Source organism: Nocardia xishanensis NBRC 101358 (genome assembly GCF_001613365.1).
Taxonomy (GTDB): domain Bacteria; phylum Actinomycetota; class Actinomycetes; order Mycobacteriales; family Mycobacteriaceae; genus Nocardia; species Nocardia xishanensis.
This window is the reverse complement of sequence record NZ_BDCF01000032.1, coordinates 19,688-33,071: the sequence shown is the minus strand read 5'-3', so window position 1 is coordinate 33,071 and position 13,384 is coordinate 19,688. Positions and strand designations below refer to the sequence as shown.

Here is a 13,384-nt window from a genome sequence, read left to right as displayed (position 1 = left end):
GCTTCTCCGGCAATCCTATTCGCGACGGGTGATGCGCGGGGCAAGATCGCGACGCGCCGCGCGCGTGGAAGCGCCACTCCGAAGCGACCTGTCGGAGATGCGGATTCCCGAGACATCCGCCGATCTTTTGTATAGTTTGACCCTCGTTCAGTGAAGATCTGGCAAACACTATCCCCGGCCCGGAGGCGACGGAGGTTCGCGCGCCGCGCGGCCGACTAGGAAGGGATGGGCGGTGACGGGGAAATCCGAGGCGGGCGAACATGTCGGGCGCCCGGCGCAGGGCAGGGGAGGAACCGGGAACGTGGTGACCATCGCGCAGTTGCGGGCCGTCTTGGCGATTCTGCGCATCGACCCGGACAAGGCGGATCCGCCTTTCGACGGACCGCGGGACGCCACCACTCAGCGGGCGTTGCTGGTCGGTCTGCTGCAACACGTGGTCGGCGGCGAATCGCCTCGGGCGAACTTCGCGCACGAGGATCCGGCCGAGCGGATGTGCGCCGACGCCGTCGAGTTGCACGACCGCATCGACGCCATGGCCGCCGACGCCATCGTCGAGCCCGCCCCGGCGCTGCTCGCCGCCGCGGTCCGGTCGGCCGACGCCACCGCGGCGCTGCTCGAACTGAGCCGCAATCCGGTGGGTAGCGAGGCCGAAATGCGTTGGCAGCGTGCGCTCACCGATCTGGGGCAGGCCTATCACCTGCTCAACGACGAGTACGTCGGCCGATCGAACACCACGACGGCCCCGCTGCGCTGAGGGGCCGGGTGGTTCGCCGGGCCGGGTGGACGAGCGCCCGTCAGACGGGACGGCCCGTGCGGCGGTCGCGCCACACCAGGACGGGCTCGACCACGCGCGCCGCTATCGGACCGAGTACCGCCATGAGCAGCACGTAGGTCGTGGCCAGCGCCGCGAACTCGGTGGGCACCGCGCCCGCGGTGACCGCCAATCCCGCGATGACGATGGAGAACTCGCCGTGCGCGACCAGTGCGGTGCCGGCGCGCGCCCGCCCGTAGCGCGAGCTCCCCGCGTTCTTCGCGGCCCACCAGCCGGTGGCGACCTTGGTGGCCGTGGTGACCGCGGCGAGCAGGCAGGCCCAGCCGAGCACCGGAGGTATGGTCGCCGGATCGGTGCTCAGCCCGAAAAGCACGAAGAACAGCGCGGCGAACAGATCGCGCAGGGGTTCCAGGATTTTGGTGGCGTTGTGCGCTGTCGAATCCGAGATCGCGATGCCGAGCAGGAACGCGCCCACCGCCGCCGAGACTTGCAGCGCGGAGGCGAGTCCGGCGACCAGCAGTGCGGAACCGAGCAGCTTCAGCAGGAAGATCTCGCGGTCGTCGCTGTCCACGATCATCGAGACGTATCGTCCGTAGCGCAGCGCGACTACGAGCACCACGGTGACGACGAGCAGCGCGATCCCCACGGTGGTGAGACCGGCCAGGAATCCGGTGCCGGCGAGCACCGCCGTCAGCACCGGCAGATAGCCCGCCATCACCAGATCCTCGAACACCAGGATGGACAGGATCGTCGGCGTCTCGCGGTTGCCCAGTCGGCCGAGATCGTTGAGCACCTTGGCGACGATGCCCGAGGAGGAGATGTAGGTGACGCCCGCCATCGCGATGGCGCCGGTCGCGCCCCAGCCGAGCAAGAGGGCGACCAGGACGCCTGGAGTGGCGTTGAGCGCGAAATCCATCACACCGGCTGCCCAGGAACGGCGCAGGCCGGTGACCAGCTCGGCGGCGCTGTACTCGAGGCCGAGCAGCAGCAGGAGCAGCACGACGCCGATCTCGCTTGCCAGGTGAATGAACGAATCGACCTGGTCGAGTTCTACCAGGCCGCCCGTTCCGAACAGCAGGCCGCCGACCAGATACAGGGGAATCGGCGACATGCCGATGCGGGCGGCGACGCGCCCGAGCAGACCGAGACCGAAGAAGACCGCGCCCAGCTGAATCAACGCGAGCGCGGTTTCGTGTGCCACCATGCCTCAGCCGTCCGTCAGGATGACGGCGGCGGCCGCTAGGCCATCAGCGGTGCCGACGACGATGAGGACGTCGAAGGCGTTGAACACGAAATCCGGACCGGGCGAGGCGATCACGTGCCCGGCGCGCACCACCGCGACGATGGACGACTTGGTGCGTGTGCGCATTTGCGTGTCGCCGAGCGGCCTGCTCTCGTAGGGAGACCCGCCGCGGACGGTGAGCTGGCGGGTCGTGACACCGTCCAACTCGCGGTGCTCCTCCTGCAATTGCGCCACCACCTGCGGGGCGCCGAGCAGAGTGGCGAGCAATGCCGCCTCGCGCCGGGTGAGCGAGATCTGGTCGGTGACGTCGGGGTTGTCGGGCTTGCCGATGATCAGGTCCAAAGTGCCGTCGCGGTGGTCGATTACGCCGATGCGCCGGTTGCTTTTCAGGGGAAAGTCTTTGCGTACACCGATACCCGGCAAGGGCGTTACCTCTACGTTCACGACTCCACCCTATCCGGACAATTCGGGCGGGCCTCGGTCGCGGAGGCGTAGTGCCGCGTGCGGTCGTGAATCAGTGGCGATCGGGCCGCGCGGCGCGCACCGCGCGATAGCGGTCGGTGAGTCCGTCCAGCAAGGCTTGGAGCCCGACCTCGAACGCGTCCTCGTCGATGCGGTGTTGCCGGTCGGCGAGCAGGTGGGCCTCGCTCAGGTGCGGGTAGTCGCCGCCGTACACGGTGGCGTCGGCGGGGAACCCCGCGGCGAACGAGGCGAGCGCGGAGCCGGTTATGAAATAGCGCATCAGCGCGCCGACCGTGGTCGCCTCGCGGCGCGGCCACCCCGCCGCGACGAGGCCGCCGAATACCGCGTCGGCGATGCGCAGCGCATTGGGGCGGTGCCCCGGCCCGCCGGCCAGCGCGGGGACGATGTTCGGATGGGCGGCCATGGCGGCGCGGTAGGAGTGGGCCCACTCCCGCAGCGCCGTGCGCCAGTCCGGATTCTCCGCGCCGAGCGCGGCGAACATGCCGGTGTCGACCTCGCCGAGCACCGCGTCGGCAACGGCGTCGATGAGTTCGTCCTTGGTGCCGACGTGGTTGTAGAGCGAGGGGCCTTGCACGCCGAGTTGGGCGGCGATTCGCCTGGTGGACACCGCCGCCATGCCCTCGGCGTCGAGCAGTGCCAGCGCGGTGGCCACGATGCGCGCTCGTGTGAGCAGCGGGTGGCGGGGTCGGGCCACGAGTTTGCCTCCTTGTCCGGTTGCAGCATTGTCGCAGGAGACAAAAACTTGCGCTGCTAGTTTATCGACCTTACGGTGGGTCGGAAACTTTCATCGCTAGTTTTGGAGCGTGATTTCATGCGGGTTGTCTCTCGAAGACGAGTCAGGCACAGACCCATCGAACGACTGCGGGGCATTCTCGCGGCGACCGTCGTCGCGAGCCTGACGGCGCTCGGCACGATCAACGCCATCGGTCCGGCGGCAGCAGCACCGGAGCCCGCGGCGGCCGGGGCCGCGTCGACCGAACAGCAGCTCGCGGATCTGATCGGTGCTGGTCTGCGGCCCGCGCCGGACGGCAGGCAAGTGCAGCCCATCGTGGACACCGGCAGCGGCTCGGGTTCGGCCGGGCTCAGCCGGGCGACCCGGGTAGCAGGCGAGGGACCCGAGGTGACGGCCTACCTCGCGGCGTTCGTCAACGGACTGGCCCATCCCGATGCGGCGCCCGCCGGCGCTAATCAGCCGAATTGCCGTCCCAGCGCGGAACATCCGCGACCGGTGGTGCTGGTGCACGGCACCTGGCTCAACGCCTACGACACCTTCGCGTACTTCTCGCCACGGCTCGCCCGCGCGGGATACTGCGTCTTCACCTTCAACTTCGGCCGCGTGGGCGTGCTCGAGGGCGGCGGGCTCGGACCGCTGCTGCCCGGCCGCTACGGCGTCGGCCCGATGGAGGATTCGGCGCGTCAGCTGAGCGAGTACGTCGACACGGTGCTGGCCGCCACCGGCGCCGACCAGGTCGATCTGGTCGCGCACTCGCAGGGCGGCCCGGTCTCCAGCCAGTACCTGAAATTCGAGGGCGGCGCAGGCAAGGTCGGCAAGCTCATCACCTTCGGCGGCACCAACCACGGCACTTCGCTGATGGGCATGGCGACCCTCGGGCGGCTCATCACCAACCTCGGCATCAACATCCTGGGCTTCTACCAGCCGCTGATCGGCCAGGCCAACATCCAACAGGTCGTCGGTTCGGAGTTCTACGCCAGGCTGAACGCCGGCGGCGACACGGTGCCCGGCGTCGAGTACACCGCGGTCGGCACCAGGCACGACGAGATCTCGAACCCGTTCGAATGGACCTTCCTGCAGCCGGGTCCCGAGGCACCGGTGCAGAACATCGCCCTGCAAGACGGCTGCGAGCAGGACATGTCCGATCACCTGACGCTGATGTACTCGCCACGCGCCGCCGCCATCGCGCTGCGCGCCTTGGATCCGCAAGCGTCCGTCGAGATGCCGTGCGCGTTCAACCCGTGGATGATCGGCGGCGGCGGTTCGCTCTGACGCCCCGCGCGACCACCCGGAGAACAACGAAAGGGACGCCCGGCCGTAAGACGAGGCGTCCCTTCGATTTCGGTCGATCAGCAGCTGGTCGGCACCGGTTCGCCGCGGAAGCGGGACTCGACGTAGTTCCACGCGTCGGCGAAGCCTGCCACCGCCGCGGTCATGTGCTCGGCGATGTCGTAGGGCACCAGTTTCACCGGCGCGCCTGCCTTGCAGTACCGGTCGGCGGTCGCGGCCAGCGAGTCGAACGGCGTCAGCGTGTCGTAGCGGCCCTGCCACAGGTAGGTCGGCACGGTCGGCACGCCGGGGAAGAGGCGAAGGCTGTTCTCGTGCAGCACTTCTCGCGCCTCCGGGCTGTCCATCAGGCTCTTGGACGCGGCCATCTGCTCCGCGCTGCGGAAGGCGCCGTGGAACAGCAGGAAGCGGCGGCAGGCGTCATGGGTGAACTCGCGGAACCACAGGCCGTTCTCGTTGAGCTGGTCCGAGATCGGCAGCCGGTCGGGGTATTCCCGTTCCAGGCCCATCGCCGCGGCGAACGCGAGGCCGAAGCCGGGGTGCGGCTCGAAGCCGAGGCCGAGAGCCATCTCCTCGAGGTCGGCCGGGATGCCGCCCGCCACTGCGGCGGTCAGCTTCAGGTCGGGGGCGTAGGTCGGCTGGAGCGCGGCGGCCCACGCGGTGGCCATGCCGCCGCCGGAGTAGCCCGCGATCGCGACCGGCGAATTGCCGAGGCCGAGTTCGGCGACCTTCTGCACCGCCTTCACGCTGTCCAGCGTGATCATCCCGCTGAGCTTGGCGGCGCCGTAGGCGACGGTCGGGCCGAGGTAGTCCGGCATCGAGATGGCCCACCCGCGGCCGATCGGCAGCATCGCGCCGACCGCGTCCTGCAGTTCACCGTTGAACAGCGAGCGCGACGGGTTGCACCGCGAGCCGAGCGAATTGATCAGCGCCTGGTAGGAGACCAGCGGTGGGTTGTGCACACCGGTGGGCAGCATCACGGTGGTGATCGCCATGATGGGATTGCCGCCGGAGTTGGTCGAGCGGAAGGCCACCTGCCAGCCTTCGGTGCCGACGTAGGGGGTGGTGTCGATCTTGCGCGTGCGGACGACGTCGCCGGGCTGCATCGCGGCGAGCTCGGCGGGCGGGTTGTAGAACGGATCCGGATCCGGTTCGGGGTACAGGGGGCTGGCTTGCGCCGGTGCACCCATCACGCCTAGAGACAGGATGCTCAAGACGAGGATCAGTATTCGGGTAGCGACTTTGGACACGGTCTTTCTTTCCGGCATCGGGCAGCGCCGAGGGACGACCGTGGGACGAGGGTCCGCGGCGGCCATCGGTGGGCTGGTTGGAGTGTGGAAAAAGACGCGGTGGAACAACTTCGGTCACCGCGTGCACAGTGGACGAGCGGAACGGGTCGCTGGAGACGCGCGCACGCCATCGCCGTCGTGGCGAACGGTCGTGGCAGTGCTGGCGTACCTCCTTCGCCTCCGTGGCTGCCCGGGGCCGCGTGCAGCGGCACCATTTCGGCGAACATATCGCAACCAAGATCATAGCGACGAATGCGACACACCGGACTTGGTGATTATCACAACGCTCCGGCGTGTCGGCCGTGTTGCGTCACACTGATGCCGCGGTGCGGGTTTGCTGTCACGACCTGCGGGTATGGCGTGAAGTTCCTTGCGCCCGAGTGGAATTCGAACCCAACATAGCTTTGTGATCGAGGGCGCCGAAGCGGGTGTGATCAGCGCGGATCATCGCGACAAGGGGTGTTTACACGCGCGGAACGAGCGGTAGCGATCAGCCAGCATCGAAAATTTGCTAGCGAGTAGCGGAGGTAGCCATCATTATGGTCATGGCGGCGGCGGGGAAGAGCAGCAACCAGGCGTTCGGGATCCACCAGGCCGGATCGAAATCGCAGCGCACCAGATAGAAGTTCAGTGCCATGAGTCCCGCGGCGGCGGTGGCGGTGAGCGAGACGAGCATCATGCGCTCGGCCAGCGGCGGCTGTCTGCGCGCCACCGCGAGACTCGCCAGCCCGATGCCGATGGCCGCGAGGTCGAGCCCGAGGAACGACCAATTCCATTGCCGCAAAAAGGGATCTGTCCCGACGCTGACCGCGCCGAGCGCCGTCGCGAGCCAGTAGGCGAGGAAGCCGAGATCGGTCCACAGCATGATGCGTTCGGTGCGAGCGAAACGGGCATCGGCCATGCGACGTGCCTCCTGGGGCGGGCCATCCGGGGCGGGCGCGCGCAGGCGGGCGCCCGGTGGCGAGCCTAGCGCAGGCGGCGCACCGGCGCCGTTCTGGAAAGTGCTGCGGCACAGCCGGACACACCGGCGCACCGCGGGCATGGCCGATCGCCACGCGCCGTCACCGGAGCGGAATCCGGTGACGGCGGCGGATCTCCGTCAGGGAGTGGCGAAGCCGATCAGCGCGCCGATGCCCGCACCGATCGGGACGGTGACCAGTGCGCCGACCCCGCCGAGGAAGAAGCCGATCACCGCGCCGACGCCCGCGCCGATCAATGCGCCGACCGCGGCATTGTGCTGCTTGCGCGCGACAGTCTCGTCGTATTCGACGAGTTGGCGCAGGTGCTGGGTGGCGGCCACCGGTGCGCCCGCCGGCGTGAGGGTGAGCGTGCGGCCCGCGTCGGTGATCTGCGGTGTCAGGCCGAAGGTCTGGCCATGGGCGGTGAAGCCCAACGGCAGGGTCGCGACGATGCGGCCCGTGGCGTCGGTGAGGCTGACGGTCCGTGCGTCGGCGGCGAGGCTGAACGCGCCGTCGTCGACGGTGGTGACGATGGCGCTGCCGTCCGAGGTCGGTCCGGTGGTGTAGCCGACGCCGTGGTCGACGCCGCGCACGGCCACCTCGGCGGCAGGGTCGGTGGGCTGGGCAGCGGCCGTGCCCGCGGATATTCCGATGGCCCCGATCGCGAGCAGAGCGGAAGCGGCGAATTGATTGACTCTCATCGTGTTTCCCTACGTGTTTCGTTCGGGCAAGACAGCCGATGCGTCCCCAAGAGGCCGTTGGTCGGCCGTCTTCATCCTACGTCCGAACGTGCGAAACGGGCCGTTTTGCGAAATCTCCACCGGGAAAACGCATTCCGGGTATCGCGTATGGTCGGCTCGCCGCGTCGGTCAGCACGTGCGAGCGCGCGGTGGTGGGACCGAAATGCGGGCAGGATCGCTGTCCGAGCGCGACTTTCAGCTATTCGCAGGCGTACCTGCGCCGCTGCCCGAACATCGGCGATGAATTGCGTTGCGGAGTCGGCGTAATCGGTTGGAATGGAATCGTCCGCCAGGGCTCCGGATTCGGGTTGCCGTCAGTGCGCTGCGCCGAGTGGACGGGGGCCGCGACGCCGTGCGACAGTTCCGTGCTCGGCGTAGATCGGGTGCGTCGACGGGATGTTCCACCAGCCCGACATCGAGCTCCGCGGTGGTCGGCAGGCGGAGCTGTTACCGCTGGCCAACCCGCCGCGCACCGACGGCGCGTGTGCCCGGCGTCGGGACGCATGATCGCTGCGGTGCGCGCGGAGAGCCTGCGGACCGAAGTGATCGTGAATACCTGACGCCGTACTCATTCGGATGAGCGCCAGGTAGCCGGGACAGCCCGGTTTCGCAGGCCGGTGAACGGGAATGACGGCAAACGAGTCAGCTAGCAGTCGTCCCGATGCCGAGGAGTCACCGATGAGTACCGACGCGATCGTGCTGTTGCGCGAGGATCACAAGGCGATCCGCAAACTGTTTCGCGAGTTCGAGAAGGCGGGCGCGGACGCGAACACCACCAAGGCGCGGGTGGTCGACAAGATCATCGAGGCGCTGACCGTGCACACCTATCTCGAGAACGAGTGTATGTACCCCGAGGTGCGCAAGCTCGTCCCGGAACTCGAGGACGACATCCTCGAGTCCTACGAGGAGCACCACGTGGCCGATCTGCTCGTCATGGAGCTGGCGACCATGAAGCCCGAGGACGAGCACTTCACCGCCAAGACCACCGTGCTCATCGAGAACGTCGATCACCACATCGACGAAGAGGAGAACGAGTGGTTCCCGCAGGTACGCGAACATCTCGGCCGCAAGCAACTACAAGAGCTGGGCGCGCGGATGATCGAACTGCGGAAGAAGGCGCCCACCTCGCCCGCGCAGCCATCGGCGCTGAAGAAAGCCGTCGACGCCATCATCTCCTGATCGGCGTGTGACGCAGGGGACCCCGGGTATGCGGCGAACATGGCTACTACAGCTCCGCTTCCCGAAGAACGTGTCGGCGCGCCGCTGCGCGCCGTGGTGACCGGGTCGGATTCCGGTATCGGCGCGGCGGTCGCCGTCGCGCTGGCCGGCGGCGGCGCGGACGTCGGCATCACCTTTCACACCGACGCCCAAGGCGCCGAGCGAACCGCCGAGGAGGCCCGCGAGCGCGGTGTCTCTGCGGTCGTGCGCAGGCTCGACCTCGGCGACCTGCCCACCTCGGCCGCGGTCATCGACGAATTGGCCGACGAACTCGGCGGCTTGGACGTGCTGGTCAACTGCGCGGGGACGGGTTCGGCGCAGAAGGCGATGGACATGGACTTCGATACCTGGCGCCACGTGCTCTCCGTCGATCTGGACGGCGCGTTCCTCTGCGCCCAGCGCGCCGCCAAACACATGATCCGGGGCGGCCACGGCGGCCGCATCGTCAACATCACCAGCGTGCACGAGCACGCGCCGCTGGTCGGGGCCGCGCCGTACTGCGCCGCGAAAGCCGGTCTCGGCGCGTTGACCAAGGTACTGGCGCTGGAGCTGGCCGAGTACGATATCACGGTGAACTCCGTTGCGCCGGGCGAGATTTCGACGCCGATGACGGGTCAAGAGGATGTCGACCCGCGCTCGGAGCCGCGTCCCGGCGTTCCGCTCGGCCGTCCCGGCCACGCGCGGGAAGTCGCGTCGGTGGTGGCGTTTCTCACCACGCCCGCGGCGGGATATGTGACAGGGGCGTCGTTCGTGGTGGACGGCGGGATGCTGCTGATGGGGCCGCAGGCCAGCGTGCTGCTCGGCGACGAGAAGTGGCGGCAGGTCTGAACCCGCGTCGTCGGGTGGCCGACCGGTGCTGTGGCGAACGGCGTCGGCGTGCGCGGATCATCCGGCGCGGCGGCGCAGCAACCGGATGACGGCGCGTTCGGTCACCAGCCTGCGCTGCTGCTCGGACTTGTGGCGCGCGGCCCGCTGGAGCGCGTCCGCGATGGTGACGCCCTCCTGGAAGGCCTCGACCACCCGCGGATCGATATAGGCGGATCGGGCGACGGCCGGTGTGTTGCCCAGTTCCGCGGCGACGCGCTCGGTGACGGCCCGCTCCACGCGTTTGCGGCCGCGCTGCGAGGACGGGGGATCCGCCTCACCGAAGCCCGCGGCCGCCAGCACCGTGCCCTGCCAGGTGCGCAGATCCTTCGCGCTGCATTCACAATCGGCTAGTTCGCGGAACCGGGCGTTGATGTCGTCGGCGTGCAGTTCGCCGTAGCCGCTCGTGTCGCGGTAGATCAGCAACCGCTTCGACACGGCGCGGCTGCGCCGCACGGCCTGCACCACCCTGGCCAGTCGCACGTCGCGGAGTCTGGCCCGCCGCCGGATGCCGCTCTTGGCGGTGAAGTCGAACACGAGCTCGTCACCGTGCACTTCGACGTTCCTTCGCAACAGGGTGGCGACGCCCCGCGTCCCGTGCTCCTCGACGTACTCCTCGCCGCCGATGCGGAAGATCCCGCGATCGAGCAGATCCAGGGCGAAGGCCTCCATCCGGCGCCGGTCCAAGCCGCGCCGGTCGAGGTCGGCGCGCAGCTGCTCCCGCATCCGGGGGAGCTGGACGGCCAGCTCGAGTACCCGGTCGAACTTCTCCTCGTCGCGTTCCCGCCGCCACTGCTCGTGGTACAGGTACTGCCTGCGGCCCGCCGCGTCCACGCCGACCGCCTGGATGTGTCCGTTCGGGTAGGGGCAGATCCAGACCTTGCGCCACGCGGGCGGGATCGCCAAGCCGCGAATGCGTTCCAGCACCTCGTCGTCGGACACCGGCTCTCCGTCGGAGCCGACGTAGCAGAATCCACGTCCGCGCCCGACGCGGCGCAGGCCGGGACCGTACGGTGTACTGCGTCGCAATCGCATGCGACCGACCTCTCTAGCTGCCCCGAGCGCGTCTGCGGGGCCCACCTTTCCGATCTACCCCATCCGTCGTCCGGCAAAAGTTCGTCAACGCAAGTCGGGTAGCGGCTGCACCTGACGCAAGGCCTTCTCGGACCAGGCGTCGGCGACCCTCGCCGCGGTGACTGCGCTTCGGCTGGGCGGTCGAGGGCGCCTGGCTTCCGTGAACGCGGCTGGACGATCGCAGGCGTGCCCGGGTGCGGGGCCGAGGAAACGATCGGCTACTGTCGACTTCCTTCGGCGCGACAGCGTGCTTCCTGCACCGTGCGGCGGCGGGACGGCCGCCATCCCATTCTGCAGGACTCGATATGCGGGTTCTCACCTCGAATTGTTCGCGAAACCGGGTTCAGCCCATATGATCTCGCCCATGACAAAACTCGCACACCGCCGGATCACCTTCCTCGCCGGAGCCGTCATCGCCGCCGTGCTCCCCGTGGCTGGAGCCGGGTACGCGTTCGCCGCGGACCCGGCCACCGACGCCTACCTCCAGGCGGCGAAGGAGGCCTGCGAGTCGGCGGGCTTCCAGCTGAACACGAACGTGGCGGCCGCGGGCTTCCGCTCGGCGACCGCGCCGTGCGTGGACTCGCGCACGCTGGCCGTGGTGCAGGTGCCCGTCGCGAACGGGACCGCGTGCTCGATCCTGGACGGCATCGTCACCCGTGAGGGGACCGCCTTCGACGGCGTCTGCCGGTAGTCGTTCCCTTCTCGCCGAACACGGCCCTCCGCTGCCACGCGCGCGGAGGGCCGTCGGCGTCTTCGGAACCGTTGGCGGGTGGCCTTCGACGCCCGCCACAACGTCGAATGCGCCGACGCAGAATGCGAAATCCGCACACCGGACTCGGCGCCAGGATTACCTTCGGCTCTATGACGAACAGTTCGTCGGAACGACGCTACGACAGCCGAACCAAGGCAGTCCGGCTGCAACTCCAAGAGCTGATGCTCACCTACTCGCCCGTGAGCCAGAACTCCTCGAATCGAGCGGCCTTCGCTCGAGACGACCAACGAGTCTTCGACCGGCACGTGCCCGTCGGCGGATACGGCAGCGCCTGCGCGAGCTGCGGGCGCCGCTGGCCTTGCCCGCAGGTCGAATCCCTGCGCGACGCCGGGCATTACATCCGCTGATTCCCGGCAGCTCGGGTGGCAGAGGCTGCCTCCGCGGAAAGGCGCGGTGGTCCGGATGGCCCGTGCCGGACGGAGTCCTCACGCGTCGAAGCGGCGGCGGGATCGTTCGATGTCGGTGAGATAGCGCTGCGTCCAGCCGCACATTTCGTCGACCACCGCGCGCAGCGCTCGGCCGGGTTCGGTGAGGCGATACTCGACCCGCGGCGGAACCGTGGCATACACCGTCCGCTCGACCAGGCCGTTGCGCTCCATCGTGCGCAGGTTCTGGGTGAGCATTTTGTGGCTGATTCCTTCGATGCCATTGCGCAATTCGCTGAAACGCAGGGTGTCGTCGGCGATGGTTTCGATGATCAACAGCGTCCACTTGTTGGCGATGTCTGTGAAGATCTCCCGAGCGAGGGAGTCGGCTCGCGCCAGGTCCGTGTGCTCGGGCAGGCCGCTGAACTGCTTGGTCACCATGGGGTTCCTCTGTTGCTGAAAAGTGCGTTCTTCCATGTCGAGTCACACTCTCTTACGGTGACCGGGTAACCGCAAGTGACTAAGAGGAAGTGTGCGCCATGCCCATCACCCTGATGAACCCCAAGGAACTGCCGAAGATCGACGCCTACCATCAGGTGTCTGTCGCGACCGGCGCCAAGCTGATCCACGTCGCCGGGCAGGTCTCCTGGGACGCCGAAACGACAACGATCGGCGCGGGCGACCTCGCCGCGCAGGTCGAGCAGAGCTTTCTCAATGTCGCCAAGGCGCTGGCCGAGGTCGGCGCCACCTTCGCCGACGTGGTGAAACTGACCGTCTACGTGGTCGATTGGACTCCGGACAAAATGAACAAGTTCGAAGACGGGGTCGCTCGCGCGGCCGGGAAGCTCGGTGTCACCCCTGCCGCGCCCGGCACGCTGATCGGCGTCGCGGCGCTGGCCTCGCCGGAACATTTGGTCGAGGTCGAAGCCACCGCGGTCTTGGACTGACCCGAGGGGACGCATCCCTATTCCGCCACGCTCGGCTCCCCCGCGAGCCGTCGCGGACCGTCAGGTGAGGCGGTGCTCTTCGATCGGAGTGCTCAGGACCGTTCCGTTGAGGTCGAGGTAGAGCAGGCGCTCGGTGATCGAGAGGGTGACGGTGTTGCGGCGTTCGACGGCGGTGACGGCGGTATCGATGAAGGCGCGGTCGAAGCTGTAGACGGGGATCTCACCGGCGCGGTGGACGCGTTTCCCGGTGAGCTGGGCGAGCACTTTGGCGGGGTCGCGATGGGTGTAGACGGCAACGCGTCCGGCCAGCTTGCTGCCTCGGTGCACCCGCTCCGCGTCGGGTGCGCCGACCTCGATCCACGCCGTGGTGCGGCCGGTGAGATCGCGCACCAGCACCGCGGGCTCGTCGGTGGACGACACGCCGCCATCGCTGAAGGTGATGCCTTCCTCGTACTCCAGGCAGTAGGCCAGCAGGCGCGTCAGCATGAACTCGGCCGTCTCCGACGGGTGGCGCGCTACGCGCAACTCCAGCTCCTGATAGACGCCACGATCGACATCGGCCAGGTGAACGGTGAAGGTGTGCAGTGTCGCGCTGAGAGCCATAGGAGCAGAAGCTTAACCGCCTCGCCTGCCGCCGA

The 13,384-nt window shown here is 68.3% G+C and carries 16 protein-coding genes; 7 read left to right on the top strand and 9 right to left on the bottom strand.

Annotated features, from left to right (window positions below):
- Positions 1-232 precede the first annotated feature (232 nt).
- Positions 233-754 (top strand): hypothetical protein, encoded by a 522-nt coding sequence (locus NX1_RS23075; RefSeq protein ID WP_157119974.1) that lies wholly within the window; start codon positions 233-235, stop codon positions 752-754.
- Between the two features lie 40 nt (positions 755-794).
- Here NX1_RS23075 and NX1_RS23070 read toward each other — a convergent pair whose 3' ends face one another.
- The 3 genes from NX1_RS23070 to NX1_RS23060 form a co-directional block, all read right to left on the bottom strand.
- Positions 795-1,976, bottom strand: a complete 1,182-nt coding sequence (locus NX1_RS23070; RefSeq protein ID WP_068063204.1) for a cation:proton antiporter — start codon at positions 1,974-1,976, stop codon at positions 795-797.
- 3 nt (positions 1,977-1,979) lie between these two features.
- Positions 1,980-2,459: a cation:proton antiporter regulatory subunit gene (locus NX1_RS23065; RefSeq protein ID WP_068063203.1), complete on the bottom strand. Its 480-nt coding sequence runs from the start codon at positions 2,457-2,459 to the stop codon at positions 1,980-1,982.
- 70 nt (positions 2,460-2,529) lie between these two features.
- Entirely contained in the window at positions 2,530-3,192 is a 663-nt protein-coding gene (locus NX1_RS23060) for a TetR/AcrR family transcriptional regulator (RefSeq protein ID WP_068063202.1), read from the bottom strand.
- Between the two features lie 117 nt (positions 3,193-3,309).
- Here NX1_RS23060 and NX1_RS23055 point away from each other — a divergent pair, with 117 nt between their 5' ends.
- Positions 3,310-4,503, top strand: a complete 1,194-nt coding sequence (locus NX1_RS23055; RefSeq protein WP_084501691.1) for an esterase/lipase family protein — start codon at positions 3,310-3,312, stop codon at positions 4,501-4,503.
- Positions 4,504-4,580: 77 nt separating this feature from the next.
- Here the strand turns inward: NX1_RS23055 and NX1_RS23050 are convergent, their stop codons facing one another.
- From NX1_RS23050 to NX1_RS23040, 3 genes are all read right to left on the bottom strand, one after another.
- Positions 4,581-5,786 carry a lipase family protein gene (locus NX1_RS23050; protein ID WP_068063200.1) on the bottom strand — a complete coding sequence of 402 codons (1,206 nt, stop codon included), beginning with the start codon at positions 5,784-5,786 and terminating at the stop codon, positions 4,581-4,583.
- Positions 5,787-6,318: 532 nt separating this feature from the next.
- Positions 6,319-6,708, bottom strand: a complete 390-nt coding sequence (locus NX1_RS23045; RefSeq protein WP_084501685.1) for a DUF5360 family protein — start codon at positions 6,706-6,708, stop codon at positions 6,319-6,321.
- A 198-nt stretch (positions 6,709-6,906) separates the two neighbouring features.
- The gene (locus tag NX1_RS23040) at positions 6,907-7,467 is read right to left on the bottom strand and encodes a DUF8020 domain-containing protein (protein WP_068063199.1); all 561 of its coding nucleotides are present in this window, start codon (positions 7,465-7,467) and stop codon (positions 6,907-6,909) included.
- 717 nt (positions 7,468-8,184) lie between these two features.
- Between NX1_RS23040 and NX1_RS23035 the strand changes: the two genes are divergently transcribed.
- Positions 8,185-8,685: a hemerythrin domain-containing protein gene (locus NX1_RS23035; RefSeq protein WP_068063197.1), complete on the top strand. Its 501-nt coding sequence runs from the start codon at positions 8,185-8,187 to the stop codon at positions 8,683-8,685.
- A 39-nt stretch (positions 8,686-8,724) separates the two neighbouring features.
- Entirely contained in the window at positions 8,725-9,552 is an 828-nt protein-coding gene (locus NX1_RS23030; RefSeq protein WP_068063195.1) for an SDR family oxidoreductase, read from the top strand.
- A gap of 57 nt (positions 9,553-9,609) precedes the next feature.
- On the opposite strand, the gene NX1_RS23025 is transcribed toward NX1_RS23030, so the two are convergent.
- Positions 9,610-10,623, bottom strand: a complete 1,014-nt coding sequence (locus NX1_RS23025; RefSeq protein WP_068063194.1) for a DNA topoisomerase IB — start codon at positions 10,621-10,623, stop codon at positions 9,610-9,612.
- A 403-nt stretch (positions 10,624-11,026) separates the two neighbouring features.
- Here NX1_RS23025 and NX1_RS23020 point away from each other — a divergent pair, with 403 nt between their 5' ends.
- Together NX1_RS23020 and NX1_RS23015 are read left to right on the top strand one after the other, a co-directional pair.
- Positions 11,027-11,353 carry a hypothetical protein gene (locus NX1_RS23020; protein WP_157119972.1) on the top strand — a complete coding sequence of 109 codons (327 nt, stop codon included), beginning with the start codon at positions 11,027-11,029 and terminating at the stop codon, positions 11,351-11,353.
- Positions 11,354-11,523: 170 nt separating this feature from the next.
- Positions 11,524-11,781, top strand: coding sequence for a hypothetical protein (locus NX1_RS23015; protein ID WP_157119970.1), 258 nt, complete (start codon positions 11,524-11,526; stop codon positions 11,779-11,781).
- Positions 11,782-11,859: 78 nt separating this feature from the next.
- On the opposite strand, the gene NX1_RS23010 is transcribed toward NX1_RS23015, so the two are convergent.
- Positions 11,860-12,240, bottom strand: a complete 381-nt coding sequence (locus tag NX1_RS23010) for a winged helix-turn-helix transcriptional regulator (protein ID WP_068063304.1) — start codon at positions 12,238-12,240, stop codon at positions 11,860-11,862.
- 98 nt (positions 12,241-12,338) lie between these two features.
- Here NX1_RS23010 and NX1_RS23005 point away from each other — a divergent pair, with 98 nt between their 5' ends.
- Positions 12,339-12,746: a RidA family protein gene (locus NX1_RS23005; RefSeq protein ID WP_068063188.1), complete on the top strand. Its 408-nt coding sequence runs from the start codon at positions 12,339-12,341 to the stop codon at positions 12,744-12,746.
- 60 nt (positions 12,747-12,806) lie between these two features.
- Here NX1_RS23005 and NX1_RS23000 read toward each other — a convergent pair whose 3' ends face one another.
- Positions 12,807-13,349 carry a YaeQ family protein gene (locus tag NX1_RS23000; RefSeq protein WP_068063184.1) on the bottom strand — a complete coding sequence of 181 codons (543 nt, stop codon included), beginning with the start codon at positions 13,347-13,349 and terminating at the stop codon, positions 12,807-12,809.
- Positions 13,350-13,384 lie beyond the last annotated feature (35 nt).